Annotated in this window: 12 protein-coding genes; 1 reads left to right on the top strand and 11 read right to left on the bottom strand. The window is 66.2% G+C overall.

Features of this window, described 5'->3' with window-relative positions; translation table 11 throughout:
* Window positions 1-22: 22 nt before the first annotated feature.
* From ACH49N_RS31005 to ACH49N_RS30995, 3 genes are read right to left on the bottom strand one after another with little or no spacing between them, the layout of a single operon-like run.
* Entirely contained in the window at window positions 23-1,336 is a 1,314-nt protein-coding gene (locus ACH49N_RS31005) for a lysine 2,3-aminomutase (RefSeq protein ID WP_358276587.1), read from the bottom strand.
* A complete protein-coding gene (locus tag ACH49N_RS31000) occupies window positions 1,333-2,349 on the bottom strand; it encodes a diiron oxygenase (protein ID WP_358276588.1) in 1,017 nt (338 codons plus the stop codon). The genes ACH49N_RS31005 and ACH49N_RS31000 overlap by 4 nt, the downstream gene beginning before the upstream one ends.
* Window positions 2,346-3,104: a TauD/TfdA family dioxygenase gene (locus tag ACH49N_RS30995; RefSeq protein ID WP_358276589.1), complete on the bottom strand. Its 759-nt coding sequence runs from the start codon at window positions 3,102-3,104 to the stop codon at window positions 2,346-2,348. The genes ACH49N_RS31000 and ACH49N_RS30995 overlap by 4 nt, the downstream gene beginning before the upstream one ends.
* A gap of 246 nt (window positions 3,105-3,350) precedes the next feature.
* Here ACH49N_RS30995 and ACH49N_RS30990 point away from each other — a divergent pair, with 246 nt between their 5' ends.
* On the top strand, window positions 3,351-3,713 hold the full coding sequence (locus ACH49N_RS30990) for a VOC family protein (protein ID WP_109334959.1): 363 nt from the start codon (window positions 3,351-3,353) through the stop codon (window positions 3,711-3,713).
* A gap of 52 nt (window positions 3,714-3,765) precedes the next feature.
* Here the strand turns inward: ACH49N_RS30990 and ACH49N_RS30985 are convergent, their stop codons facing one another.
* The 8 genes from ACH49N_RS30985 to ACH49N_RS30950 all read right to left on the bottom strand — a co-directional run bounded on the left by ACH49N_RS30985 (window position 3,766) and on the right by ACH49N_RS30950 (window position 12,916).
* Window positions 3,766-4,098 carry a hypothetical protein gene (locus ACH49N_RS30985; RefSeq protein ID WP_159920864.1) on the bottom strand — a complete coding sequence of 111 codons (333 nt, stop codon included), beginning with the start codon at window positions 4,096-4,098 and terminating at the stop codon, window positions 3,766-3,768.
* Between the two features lie 92 nt (window positions 4,099-4,190).
* Window positions 4,191-4,661 carry a MaoC/PaaZ C-terminal domain-containing protein gene (locus ACH49N_RS30980; RefSeq protein ID WP_358276590.1) on the bottom strand — a complete coding sequence of 157 codons (471 nt, stop codon included), beginning with the start codon at window positions 4,659-4,661 and terminating at the stop codon, window positions 4,191-4,193.
* A 99-nt stretch (window positions 4,662-4,760) separates the two neighbouring features.
* On the bottom strand, window positions 4,761-5,507 hold the full coding sequence (locus ACH49N_RS30975; RefSeq protein WP_358276591.1) for a hypothetical protein: 747 nt from the start codon (window positions 5,505-5,507) through the stop codon (window positions 4,761-4,763).
* A complete protein-coding gene (locus ACH49N_RS30970) occupies window positions 5,504-7,852 on the bottom strand; it encodes a hypothetical protein (protein WP_358276592.1) in 2,349 nt (782 codons plus the stop codon). The genes ACH49N_RS30975 and ACH49N_RS30970 overlap by 4 nt, the downstream gene beginning before the upstream one ends.
* The gene (locus ACH49N_RS30965; protein ID WP_358276616.1) at window positions 7,849-8,253 is read right to left on the bottom strand and encodes a hypothetical protein; all 405 of its coding nucleotides are present in this window, start codon (window positions 8,251-8,253) and stop codon (window positions 7,849-7,851) included. Before ACH49N_RS30965 ends, ACH49N_RS30970 begins: the two co-directional genes overlap by 4 nt.
* 153 nt (window positions 8,254-8,406) lie before the next feature.
* A complete protein-coding gene (locus ACH49N_RS30960) occupies window positions 8,407-9,708 on the bottom strand; it encodes a glutamine synthetase family protein (RefSeq protein WP_358276593.1) in 1,302 nt (433 codons plus the stop codon).
* A complete protein-coding gene (locus ACH49N_RS30955; RefSeq protein ID WP_358276594.1) occupies window positions 9,708-11,651 on the bottom strand; it encodes an acyl-CoA thioesterase/bile acid-CoA:amino acid N-acyltransferase family protein in 1,944 nt (647 codons plus the stop codon). Before ACH49N_RS30955 ends, ACH49N_RS30960 begins: the two co-directional genes overlap by 1 nt.
* A gap of 86 nt (window positions 11,652-11,737) precedes the next feature.
* Window positions 11,738-12,916, bottom strand: a complete 1,179-nt coding sequence (locus ACH49N_RS30950; protein WP_159920854.1) for a CdaR family transcriptional regulator — start codon at window positions 12,914-12,916, stop codon at window positions 11,738-11,740.
* Between the last annotated feature and the right edge of the window lie 27 nt (window positions 12,917-12,943).

The following is a 12,943-nucleotide window of genomic DNA, read 5'->3' as shown; positions in this document are numbered from 1 at the left end:
CTGATTTCATGCGCAGTGACTCTCACAAGAGTCCCCCGAAGAATTCGCGGTCGCGCGGGCCGTACGGGCGTAATTCGTCCCACCACTGCGCGTGCTCGTCGTATGCGGCGAAGAACGGCCTGCCGACCATCTCCGGATTGCGTGCCTGCAGGTAACGCAGTGCGAACGCGCGTCCGCCGTCCAGCTCGACGACGCCGTCGATCACGACCTTTCCGGGTGATGCCGACATCACCGGTCCGCGTGCGGTCCGGCCGAGACCGGAGACTTGTTGCAGCGCTTCGCGATAGATGTCGTAAGCCCTGGCCAGCGGCAGACCGTAATACGGCCGGGCGCCGGTGTCCCGCTCGACGAACATGTAGTACGGCACCAAGTTGTGACGCACCTGCGCCTGCCACAGGTCTGCCCACACACGCGGGTCGTCGTTGACGTGACGCACCACCGGCGCCTGGGCGCGCAGCACCGCTCCCGTCGACGCCAATCGAGCGAGCGCCGCCTTGGCCGCATCGGTCTGCAGCTCCGCGACATGGGACAGGTGCAGCATCACCGCGACGTGCTTACCCGCTGCAGTCAGCCGCTCGAGTAACCGCAGCACGCTGTCCGCTTCGGGTCCGGCCAGCAGGCGGTAGGGCCAGAACGACACGGCCTTCGTTCCGATCCGGACCGTGTCGACGTGTGCGCGTTCGGGTTCGAGAAGGGGCTCGAGGTAGGACGCCAGCAGATCGGTCCGCATGACCAGCGGGTCGCCGCCGGTCAACAGGACGTCGGTGATCATCGGATGCCGATCGAGGTACCGGGTCATCGCCTCCGGCCCGGACACGGCCATCCTGAGGTCGGGCTGGTCCACGAATTGGGCCCAGCGGAAGCAGTAGCCGCAGTAGCTGTGGCAGGTCTGTCCCTGGCGGGGAAACACCAGCAGTGTCTCGGCATATTTGTGTTGCATCCCCGAGCCGTCGATGTCGTCGTGCTGGGGAACGTTCATGGTCATCTGGTCGCCGGGGTGTGGGTTGAGGGAGCCGCGAACCGTGTCGGCCGCCTTGCGGATTCCGCCCCGGTCGCCCTGCACCACCGCCTGTTCGATCACCGCGAAATGTTCGGGTTCGAGCATGTCGCGGTGCGGAAAGGTCAGGCGGTAGATCGGGTCGTCGGGTGCACGGTCCCAGTCGATCAGTTCGTCCACCACGTAGCTGCTGACCTTGAACGGCAGTACCTGGGACACCACGTGTGCCTCGTGTGCGAGGACCGGGTCGCCGGTGCGTTCGACGACGAGCTTGCGTAGCCGGTCGCCGCTGATCGACCGCGGGTTGAGGGCCGTGTGGGTATCGAGGGCGAGTGTCATGTGTTCGTCACCGCCAGGCCCCAGTCGAAGTCGACTTCCCCGAGGACATCCATGTCCGACATCAGCGAGTGGAGGCCGCTGTAGTCGCGCACGAGCCGCGCCGCGGAACTCTCGGAGCGAACGTCGGCGACCATCCGCTCCCAGCCCGGCACCCGCTCGATCCGCAAGATCGCCTCCCAAGTGGAATAGTCGGTGGCCACGAACGCCTCCAGCCCTGCCACGAGCATGTCGAGGAAGAAGCGGCGCTTCTCGGCGTCCAGCACGTCGTACACGAGCTTCGCCATCTCGTCGGAAATCGACGCATGGCAGTACTCGTCCCGGTTGTGCAGTTGCGCGGTAGTGGAATTGACCACCTGAATGTCCCGATCGCCGGCAAGAAGATCGAGGTACGCGTTGATCGAAATTTCGGAGACGGTGGCAAACGCCAAGGTGGTGAGGCTCCGCTGCCAGCGCTCCGCGGCCTCGTCCCGCAAACGACTGTGCATGCGGGAGGTATGCGACTCGGGAAGCGCGCTGTCGGGGAACAGGTGCCCCCGTTTGCGTCTCGTCAGCGCGCTCGCATTGATGTGCATCAGGGAGTGGTACTGCTCGTCGACCATGGCCTGGGCGAGCGCGATCTCCAAATCCGGGCCACCGAGTCCGGGAAATTCACCGTCCATTACCAGCGCAAATGCCGGGTTGGCGACACGTTGCTCGGCCAGCACCGTGTGCCGGTTGTAGGCGATCCACGCCCAGCTCAGCAGCCGCGACCGCATCGCATCGGGCATCGCCTGCCACGTCGGGTGGGCGCGGAACGGCACGAGTTTCTCCGGATAGTCCGCCCGGCCGGCAACGAACAGCTCGTCGAGGTCGGGCTCGTCGCGCTTCACCGTCGACCGCCGGTGCCAGTTCCCCGCGAGGCGGCGGATAATGGCGTTCTCGGTTTCGTCGGCGGGGTCGAACGCCGGCAGTCCCGGAAAGTGCACCAGCCCATCGGCATCGGAGCGTTGCAGTTGAAGGTCGTCGATGGTCATGCGCGGCTCCGGTCGTCGGCCCAGAAACGAGTGAGGTGACGGGTGCGGTCGGCGTACTCCGACCGCGCGTGCAACATGCGCTGGTTGTCCCAGATGAGCAGCGCGTTCTCCGGGATCAGCACACGCGTGCGCAGCGTGTGGAACAGGTCGCTGACGCGGTGCGCCAACCTGCGGCCGGCCTGACCGAGCGGCAGCAGGGAGTCGTCGATGTCGGCGTCGCGGTGGGGATCGTAGTCGGCGGCGGTGAGCAGGTTGTAGCTGAACCGCAGGACAGTGCGCCCGGTGGCGTCCGAGCCCAGCATGGTGGTCTGCACTCCGCCGTCCGGACCCGGAAATACCAGCTCGGCGTCGGTCATCAGCGCGAGCTCGGCCGGTTCGAGGGCCTCGACCAAGTGCCGTACGTCGAGGAGGTCGGTGTGCCCTCCCCCGCAGCGCGCCTGGCGGTGACAGAACAACGCGAGATAGGCGGGGCTCGGATCCCATCCGGGAGCCTCGGTGTGCGCCAGAATCGTGTTCGCGCTTTGCGAGTACGCCCGGTGATCGTTTCCCGGCCGATAGGTCACGTCATGCGTGAGATGGCCGTTGTACTGCGGTACCAAATTCCCAAGGGAGCCAACCACTTCGGCGGCGGCGACTCGATCGGCCACGTCGCGGACGAGTACGTAGCCGTCCTCCTCCAGCTTGCTTCCCTCGAGGCGGTCCACTCGTGCTTTCGAGCTTTCCGCCACGGAAACGACACGGCAATAGGGCGACATCTGTTCCTCCATTTCGAAACCCGACCGGGATGTGAAATCCGTGATGCCGACCGTCGGAGATCGGGATCGTTTGGAATCGGTTTCGTCAAGGATGCGGTCGCCGCGCCACGCGCACCACCCACCCTAGGGGAGCCGAAATGCCACCCGGTGACAGTTCACGACACCGTCACTCGACTGCCGAGGCCGGTCCGGAAGTCGGTCGCCCGGCGTAGCGTCACCTCCACGATCTCGGACGGAGGAGTGCTCATGTCAGGTGACGTGTCGTTTTTCGAGTTGGGTGTGGCCGACGCCGAACAGGGCCGAAAGTTCTATTCGGCGCTGTTCGGCTGGCAGTTCGAACCCGGTCCAGGCGGGTCCGGATACGCGATCAACACGCCCAATGTTCCGGGCGGCATCCACGGCGGCGACCCGGGCGCGGGCCCGTACGTGTTCTTCCGGGTAGCTGACCTCGACGCCGCGAAACAGAAGGTCCTGGCGCTCGGAGGGACGGTCGATGCGGTCGACCTCGGAGAAGAGCCCGAGTCGGTGGCACGGTTCGGACGATTCACGCTCTGCCACGACGACCAGGGATCCGCGTTCGGACTACACCAACCTCCCTCCGGCGCATGACGTCGCCGCCCCGGCCCGGAAACTGCCGGGGCGCGTCGGGACCGAGCCGAGGTTACGGTTCGTTCGGGGAGTCGCCGCCGCCCTCGTCACCGTTGTAGGTGGCGGGCTGCGGGATGCCGTCGTCGGGGCCGTCGCACCAGTTGTCGTATTGGTTGTACGGGTCGGCACCCCAGGCCGGGACGTTGTTCTCGTACGGTTCTGCCCAGTCGTCACAACCGGCGGGGCCGTACTGCGGAACTCCGGGGGGCAATGGCTGCACTACATCCGGTGCTCGAACCGGGACCACAGCCGAGTCGAGAGCGTCGCCCCACGCAACGCCGGTGGTTCCCACACCGAGCGCAGCTGCACACACCGCGACCGCGGCCAATCTGATGCCGACCTTCATGATGCCTCCATAGGTAGGTGACTCTGCCCATGGGCGATACCCAAAGAATCGACAAACAATCCTTTGCGGCGAAAATTCCCTGGGAATTCCTGTCAGGGCCTGCTGCGCATGAACATCTCGGTGACCATCGTGAGCATCGGCTGGCCGTCCCCGTTGACGATCTCGGCGGCGGCAGTCACCAGGCCGCGCCCGCGGTCGTCCAGCACGACATTGTCGATCAGCATGGACCCGGTGAGGACCTCCCCCGGTCGGACCGGGCGGAGGAAGTTGACGTTCCGGAAGCATTTGCCGGCGATGACGCTCCAGTCGTTGTAGAGACTGGTCACGGTCAGTCGCTGGCAGATCGCGATCGTATGCACACCGCTGGCGATCAACCCGCCGAAATATCCGCCCTCTGCAGATTCGCGATCGATGTGAAAAGACTGCGGATCCCATTGGCCGGCGAATTCCACCAGCTCCTGCTCGGTCACCGTGTACGAGCCCAGCTCGAACCTGTCACCCACCGCGAGGTCGTCTGCGTAGACGACGCCGTTTCTGCTGCCCACTTCATACCGTCCGATCACTCCCAGGAACCCCCGCCGAGCACAGGGGCCGCAGTCGAGGATAGGACCGGGCGAACGCGGCGGTGACGGTGCCCTTCCACCGGCGGTCGGGGCCGGCCGTCAGCTCTCGTCGTACCGCGGCCACCCCGGATACGGAGCAAGCGTCGGGTAGGGGGTGTCGTGTGGGAGGTTCACATTCTGCGGTCGCACACCCCTCGCATCCGGCATCCGTGAGTCGCACTCGGCATAAGCGTTCTGATCGCGCGCGCCCTTCACATGCTCGGCAAGTGTCCAACCATCGAACACGTTGATGGTGGGCGCGCGTTCCGGTCCGTAGGACCTCACCGACGTCGCTGACGTGTCATTCGGTGCGATCAGTTCCACGGTCTCCGCATTCACATACTTCGACCCGATGTTGTAGAACTTCTCGTCCTGACCCACTTCCATCACCGAGTACTCGCCCGTGCAGATCGTGGCGAACCAACCACGTTCGGTCTTCATCATCCACATCAGGTGTTGGAACTGGGTGCCGACGTACCGCCGCTCGGTCGGGTCGACAGGGTGGTCGAAGTCGGCTCGCTTGCGCTGGGGAACCGCCTCGGCGAATCCGGGATACGCGGCCGAGAGAGAATTGCTGTCGATCGAGAGGTAATAGGACTCCACATACGCGCGAACAACCGTCGCCTGACGGCTGTGCAGATCGATGCCGGGATCAGCCGACCACCGATAATTGAAGCCCACATTGTCGGGAACCGAGTACCTCGAGGCCGTCTCGACCGCTGGTGGCTCGGGCTCCGACCCACTCGATCCGCACCCTGCTGCCAGCACGGATGCCGTGACCGCTACGGCGATCAAACGTCTCTTCACTGGCCGTACGTCGCATTCTGAACGTATTCACGCCCTGCGTTCAGTTGGTCTATGAACTCACCCAATCCCGTGTATCCCGATTCGACGATGTAACTGGAAAGGTTCGCACCGAGAACCGGGAGATTCGAATCGGGGCGGTCACCCGCGATCTCGTTGTATGACAGCAAGGGGCCGTTCTCCCCGTCGCGGAATCTGTCCAGACCCTCGTAGGGATCAAGCACTCCACCATTCGCCGACTGAATCCCCAGGGCAATTTGGTAGTACTGCTTCGCGAGGTGCGACTCATCGGAGAATTGAGTGTTCTGCTGCGCAGTATTATCGGGCACCGCGCCCATCACCGCGCTTTTGAATGCCGGATCCGCAAGATCGATCCCACTCGATATCAGGGGGCCGGCACCAGGAATGAACTCGACGCCTTTAGTCACAACTGTTCTGATGGTGTCGTAGGCAACGCCTTTGTTCTCGAACCCGGACGAAGTACTTGACGCTTCGTCCCCAGATCGGTCGGCGAACTCGAGGTCGAATCCTTTATCTACGACGCCCTGAATGCTTCCTGCCCACCATCCGTATTGATCGTGCGAGATATGAGGAGCAGGTGAATCCAACGCCCACGCTTGCTCGAGCTGGGCCGACATTCCGAACGCTTGCGCGTTGAAGTAGCTTGCCGCATCGGCGTTGGAGTCGATCACCGAAAAGAGGCGGGGCGCGTTCTCGAGCCCGAATTCTCCACCGGTCGAGCTAGTGAAACCCGAAGTGCCTGCGAAGTCGCCGGGTACCCCCACCATATTGCCGATGTAGGGTGCGAGCGTTGCGCCCAACGCCTGCGTTATTTCAGGGTTCACCTCACCGATCGCCTGTCCCTTCATCCCCGGGATGTCGAGTAGCTCGGCGTCGTTCGCGGCGAGGATCTGTGCGAGTCCGAATGCCGATTCGCCGGCCTGTCGCGACCGGAATATTTCGCCGGGATCGGACGGATCGGAGGGCCTTGCGTCGTCGGCGATCCAGTCGAACATTCCGGCCACCTTCTGTTCGCCGCCATCGACCCAATCACGTTGCAGCAGAGGCATGATGACGTCGTCGCGGTTGTAGTCGGCCGGCATGCCTTCGCCGGACAGGATGTTGTGGACCGCGACATGATCGCGACCACCGACGCCGACCATGTCCTGCAGGAGGGTGTCGACGCTGTCGCGACCCAGCGTGTTGTGGTCGAACGAGTCGCCGATCAAGAGACTCTTGTCGTTGGTGGCCGAGGCGATCTCGCCGGCACGGGAGAGGAGGCTCTCACTCAGCTCACTGCCCTGCTGAACGCCCGGATCCGCGAGGCCGAAGGCTTTGGTGAAGCGTGCCAGGTCGTCACCGTTGTTGACGACCAAGGACGGTTGCGGAGCGTCCTGCGCGCCCTTCGTGAGGTTGCCGGTCGACGTCACCGGGCCCTCGAACAGCCCTCGAAGGCTTTCGGGGATGTGGCTCCGACCACCGACGTCTCCGCCGGCACTGCCTATGTTGTAGTTCGACACCACGGCGAGACCGTTGGACAGGGCGCTGGCGGCCACGGTGCGTCCGTTCTCGCTGTACTGCTCGGACAGGGCGAGGAAGCCATCCTTGCCGGCCGCCGTATAGAACTGCTGCAGGAAGTCGATCGTTCCCTGTGGAAGATCGGTGACCTTGCCGCCGTCGGCCAGCGTCTTCACTTGTTCGGGAGTGAGCCGTGCGGCCGCGATTTCCCGGGCAACACGGTCACGGACGTCCTGCGGAATGTCGGAACCGGCTCGCGCAACCTGCTCGCCCAGCGCGGTGCCCTCGTGCCCCGACAGGCCCGCGGACGCCGGGGCACTCGCCGCCACGGCGCCGAGCGCGTCCCGGATCGCCGTCGCCATGTCCCGATCGGCGGTGTCGAGGTCCGTCAGCGCTCCACTGAGTTGGCTGCGCCAGTACTCCATCAGGTCGGCATGTTCGGCGGCCGCGGCCTCGCTCATCGTCGTCGGCGGGCTGACGATCTGCCAGTCGTCGGAGACGGTGAATCCGTCGGTTGCCGCCTTGTCGATCACGGTGGCGACATAGTCCCGCGCATGGCTGAGGCGATCGGCCCCACCGACGAGTGCGTTCGACAGATCTTCCAGATCGTCGGCGAGCCGTCGGATTTCCGTGCGTTCACTGTTCGCTCGCTGCTCGGCAGCCGCCTGCGCCGGACCGCGCCAGTCGTCGTTCCGGCCCAGATCCGCGACAGCACGCTGGACGTCGTCCGCCCGGGTTCGCGTGTCTTCGGCGGTCCGTCCGATTTCCTCGCCCGCCAGTGTGAGATCCCGCGGATTCCAGACATGCAGTTGCGACCTACGCGGAATCACATCTCCCCCATCGCCGACAACTGCGACGCGAACGACGTGTCGGTGACCTCGTAATTCTCGGCCCCGTCACCCGCGATGAACGCCATTTCGTCGATGCGACTGGCCGCGACTCCCAGCGCGGACGCGAGGACGTCGCCGGCGTCACGGCACGCCGCCGCTGTGTCGGACCCCTCGACGGCCCGAACCGCATGCTCGAAGCTACGGCGGCCACCCAACGCCTCGACCTCACGCGCAATGCTGCCGAGCGCAGTGGACATCGCACACAGCATGTCGGGGTCGACCGTGACAACCGCAACGTCCGGTCCGCCGAGTATCGGCGGCAACCCGGGGACGGTGTCCAGCGGAAGCTGCGTCGCACCGGTCCCGTCCAGCGACGCAATGACACTGTCCGGCCACGTCATATCGCCCTCTGACAACGAATTCTCCCCCTGATATCCGCATCGAGGCCCACCCCCGGACCCGGGTCACCGACACGCTCGGCGACCGTCAAAGAATAGCGGACGTCCTCACACGAACGTGTGACCGCGGTTCCGCATCCGGAGTTCCGCAACTGACTAGGACGTCCACGCGTACCGGAAAAGTTGCGCGACCTCGTCGACCGGTTTCGCCCGGTATTCGGCGTGCTCGTAACCCCTGACCGCCACGAGCGCTTCCATGACCAGCGGCCCGAACAGGTCGCGCGCGAGCGCCGACGACTCGAATGCTCCGAGCATGTCGGACGACAGCGTCGGGAGAAGATCGACGGCGTGGGTGCCGGACAAGTCCGCGGGGTCGACCGACACCTCGCCCGGGAGCGCAAGCGCGCCGGTGATGCCGTCGTGGGCGGCACCGAGAATGGCGGCGCTACTCAAATACGGGTTCGCGGACGGGTCGATAGGTTTGATCTCCAGGTTCGCGCCGTGCGGATTCCCGGCAGTGGCCGCGCAGAGGCGGACGGCTGCCTCGCGGTTCTCCAGGCCCCAGCAGCGGAACACTCCCGACCACATGCCTGGGCGCAAACGCAGGTGCGACAGCACCGACCCGGTGAGAACGGCCGTGAACTCGGGTAGCGCCCGCAGAATCCCGGCGACCGCGGCGCCACCGGCGGGAGTCAGCCCGTGCAGGCCCGGCCCTCCCGACAGGATCGGCAGGCCGCGTTCGGTGAACGACACGTGCTGATGGGCACCGTTACCCGCCCCACCTGCGACGGGCATGGGTGAGAACGACGCCCGGAGTCCCTGAACGCGCGCGACCCGGCTGATCAGGGCGCGGGCCAGCACCGCATTGTCGGCCGCCTCGACGGGACCCGTGGGGGCGAGCGACACCTCGAATTGACTCAGCCCAGCCTCGGCGTGGACCTGTTCGATCGGCAGCTCCGCGCTCGACGCCGCCGCCAGCAGCCGTTCGAAGAATTCTTCCTGCGCGAGAACGGCATTGAGGCCGTACGCCGACCATTCTTCGGTGCTCGCCGCGTCGAGGAGCGTGAACTCGATCTCGTGGCCGGTTCGTGCGCTCAGACCGGACTCCGCCAGCCGCGTCGTCACCCGCCGCAGCGCGCCCCGGGTGCACGCCTCCGACGGTGTTCCGTCCTGCTCGCACAGATCCGCCGGACCCCAGTACGTGCCGTTGCCGAGGTCCCGGACCTCGTCGGGGTCGATGCGGAGCCGAAGATCGCCGGTCACGGAGAAGGAGGGCGTGAACGCGAGATGGTCGTCGACGCAAAACACACTCCAGCTCGATGACGCCCCCGCCCCCGCTTCGGCGAAGGCCGACAACCGTGAACGCGGAAACACTTTGGCCCGCGAGACTCCTGCCATGTCGACGATCGATCCGACGACGCGGTCCGAGGGTGCGGTATTCCCGCCTCCGGTGCCCATCAGGCACTTGTCGTGGCGGCCGTGCGGGACAGGAAACCAAGGACGCACTGTATCGCTTCGCGTTGGGCCCGCGCCTGCCCGATGCCGCCCCCGCCGAGGGCGATGCCACCGGTCCACTGGGCATCCGACGGAAACATTCCCCACCGAACCAGGTGGCCGGCGCCGGGAAAGCACCGGTGCTCGTCGTGTCGTTCCGAGCGCCGCGCCAGAAGGGCGGTGGCCATGTCGGCCGATGGCCAGAGCTCGTCGTTCTCACCGGTCAGGCACAGGAGCGGCGCTGCGACACGCTCGGAGTGCAATGTCGAATTCGCTGGTGCGGCGGCGAAACCGGCACGGTAGGCGGTGCCGAGCCGAAGCAGGCTGGGCCGCCCCGCGGCGATGTCGCGGTGGGCGTGCCACGCGTTCCGGATGAGCTGCGGCATCAGGGTCCCGCCGGGGAGCGGCGCCCAGGGGACTGCCCGGCCGCGACGCGTCCACGACGGCGTATCGGGGATTTCTCCCTCGGGTCCGATTGCTTGCCACGACACCGAACTCGGGCTCGTCAGTACGAGACCATTCACGTCGATCAATCCGTCGCAGGCGGCGGCGAGCAGTCCTTCCGCACCGCGGGACGTACCGACGGCGATTACGCGATCCCCGTCCACCTGTGCGAGTGTCCGCAGGAACGTGACCGCAGTCGCGAACCGTTCGAGCGGGATGTCGACCAATGTCGGCTCCGTGCCCGACTCGTCGACCCACGAATACGCCAGCGCGGCCCAGCCGTGTGATGCGAGCATCTCCAGGTTGGAGCGCTGCGAGTCGACGCCACCCTCGGAGCCACCGAAACACACGACTCCCGGCCACCCCGCGGCGGGCGCGTCGCCGGCGGGTAAGGCGAGGAGCGCGGGGCGGCCGTCGACCTCCCGTTCGGTGACCGTGACGCCCGGGGCGGCAGCGCGGCGAATCACGGTCCGCCGCACCCTTCCCCGCGCAGACGTGACGTCGACCGTGACGTTCCATGGACCGGCCGGGGGCACGAACAGGTCGGGTACGCGATCGTCCGACACGGACCGCATCGCCCACAGCGGAGCGTCGCTGTCTGCGACATCCCAGTCGCCGCGCACCGGTGCCCGCGAGGCGACGTCGACGGTTCCGTCGGCAGGGACCACGAACATTGCCTCCGAACGCCACCGCGAGCCGAAGAGATCCGTTCCTGTGGTCCGGACAGTGAGCGCGGCACCCGGCTCCGCGCCGCGGACGGCGACCGCGAAGGGTTGATCGTGGCGGGAATCCTCGACGACGTCGAGGACCAGGCTCCCTTCCGCCCGGTCCTCGGGCGGCGACGGTTGCGATACCACCGTCGGCTCCATCGAGGACTGCTTCGCGAGAAGATGCGACGTCTTGTCGAACCACCCGGGAAACATCGCCGAGACCAACCCGGCCACACCCATCAGCGTGTAGGGCAGAACCCAGTAGCAGACGATCGACAGGGTGTCCCCGTCATCGCGCATGGTTGCGTCACCATCGACGATCGGCGGTATCAGCGACACCAGCGTCATCGCACCGAATGCGGCCACCCACATCCAGGTCATCGCCGTGGTGACGTACCGGAAGCCGCCGCCTGCGGCTGTCGCGGCGTCGACGCTTCCCACCGCATATTCGCGAACGAACGGCCGTCCCACCAGTAGGCCGACCGCGGCGATCGCGAAGAGCCCGAAGTTGCTCAGCGGCTGCAACCATCGCGCCAGAACGGCGTCGTCGACGAGGAGGGCGGCAATGAGCAGCAGCGCGAAAACGGCAACGGTGCCCACTTCGAGAGTGCGCCACGGTTGACGGCGCGCCCGTTGCAGCACCTGCCCGGCCAGTGCGATACCGAACGCGACAGCGACTGCAGTGACGAACCCCGTGTTGCCCACGAGAATCCAGTAGACGATCCACGGCGCAAATCCGATGACGAATCCCATTGCACTGCCCCACTGCCCGGCATCCCGGGCTACGACGGCCGACTGGCACTCATTGTCGGGCCTGCGACGTGTTCGGGGACTCGATTTCAGGAAGCGAGCAGTTGATGCGCCCGCAGGCCGACATAAAGTTCGGCGGCGTCGATGGGATCCGAGAAGTTCCGCCCGGTGAGGCTGTGGATCCTGCGCAACCGGTACAGCACGGTGTTGCGGTGGTAGTGCAGCTGCGCGGCGGCCGCAGTGGTGGAGCCGTGGCAGGCGAACCACGCGTCGAGTGTGGAGAGCAGACTGTCCTGCTCCTCCGGCGGCAGCGCCAGCACCGGTCCGAGAATCTGGCCCGCCGCAAGCTTGCTCGCTTCCGGCGCACTGACCAGCAGCAGCGAGACGGGCACGGACTCGTATCGCGTGACCGTGCTACCACCAAGTCCCGCGCACCGGCGGGCGACACGGGCCTGCTCGACGGCGGCGCTCGTCCCCGCAGGCCGGGTGAATGTGGAGCTGACTCCGACCCGGGCATCGGCGCGGCCGAGAAATGCGAGCGCTGCCTCGACGAAGTCGGCGGTGGATGCCCACAACAACCCGATTCGGCCGTCGACCTCGGTGTCCCACACGGACTCGACTCCCACGCCGCGCAGTTCGGCCTCCAGCAGATCCGCCGAAGACGGTGACGCCGCCGATTCGACCGACACGACCACAAAGGTGCTGTGCTCGGGGATGCGGAACGTGCGCAACGCATCGGCAGCTCCCGCCGGATTCGCCGAGTGCTCCCCGAAAAGCGTCCTCACGAGCCGGCCGCGCGACTCGGCGTCCTCCCGGGCACGGAGGTCAGCGGTCTCGCGGTAGGACTCCGCGGCACTGTCGGAGTACACATCCACCAGCGCCCACACCTGCGCAGCCATCTCGAGCAGCGCGTTGGTGGCCCGGCCCTCCGAGCGGTCCATCAGCTCATCCCAGATGAGCCGGCCACCGAGTCGGAACGCGTGGAGCAGGGCGGCGAGCGGCACACCCTGTTCGGCCTTCAGCTGGCCGGCTGCCCGCGCCGCCTCCAGACGGATCGGCGCGATGCCGGCGAGGTTGCCGAGCATCGCCGTCAGGTTGTCGAGGCAGGCCCCGTACAGCTGCTCGGGGGTGAGCAGAGTCGCCTCGATGTAGCCGTGCTCGGCAGACAGGATTCTTTCGGTGAGGGTCTGGGACAGCTCGTTCACCGATTCGAGCATGTCACCTAGTAAATCAGTGGGCGACGGCGCGATGTCCGGACTGGCAACCATTCGGCAAGACTATCGACCGGCCGTCCG

This window comes from Rhodococcus sp. NPDC019647, from assembly GCF_044389235.1.
GTDB lineage: Bacteria > Actinomycetota > Actinomycetes > Mycobacteriales > Mycobacteriaceae > Rhodococcus_F > Rhodococcus_F oxybenzonivorans.
Note: the sequence above shows the minus strand (reverse complement) of the source record. Positions and strands in the feature narration are given on the sequence as shown.

Bases quoted from the DNA above. Each gene is read 5' to 3' on its own strand.
- ACH49N_RS30960 (WP_358276593.1), bottom strand. From the start codon at position 9,708: ATGGGCACCGGAGGCGGGAATACCGCACCCTCGGACCGCGTCGTCGGA.
- ACH49N_RS30985 (WP_159920864.1), bottom strand. From the start codon at position 4,098: ATGAAGGTCGGCATCAGATTGGCCGCGGTCGCGGTGTGTGCAGCTGCG.
- ACH49N_RS30995 (WP_358276589.1), bottom strand. From the start codon at position 3,104: ATGTCGCCCTATTGCCGTGTCGTTTCCGTGGCGGAAAGCTCGAAAGCA.
- ACH49N_RS31005 (WP_358276587.1), bottom strand. From the start codon at position 1,336: ATGACACTCGCCCTCGATACCCACACGGCCCTCAACCCGCGGTCGATC.
- ACH49N_RS30965 (WP_358276616.1), bottom strand. From the start codon at position 8,253: ATGACGTGGCCGGACAGTGTCATTGCGTCGCTGGACGGGACCGGTGCG.
- ACH49N_RS30950 (WP_159920854.1), bottom strand. From the start codon at position 12,916: ATGGTTGCCAGTCCGGACATCGCGCCGTCGCCCACTGATTTACTAGGT.
- ACH49N_RS30990 (WP_109334959.1), top strand. From the start codon at position 3,351: ATGTCAGGTGACGTGTCGTTTTTCGAGTTGGGTGTGGCCGACGCCGAA.
- ACH49N_RS30955 (WP_358276594.1), bottom strand. From the start codon at position 11,651: ATGGGATTCGTCATCGGATTTGCGCCGTGGATCGTCTACTGGATTCTC.
- ACH49N_RS31000 (WP_358276588.1), bottom strand. From the start codon at position 2,349: ATGACCATCGACGACCTTCAACTGCAACGCTCCGATGCCGATGGGCTG.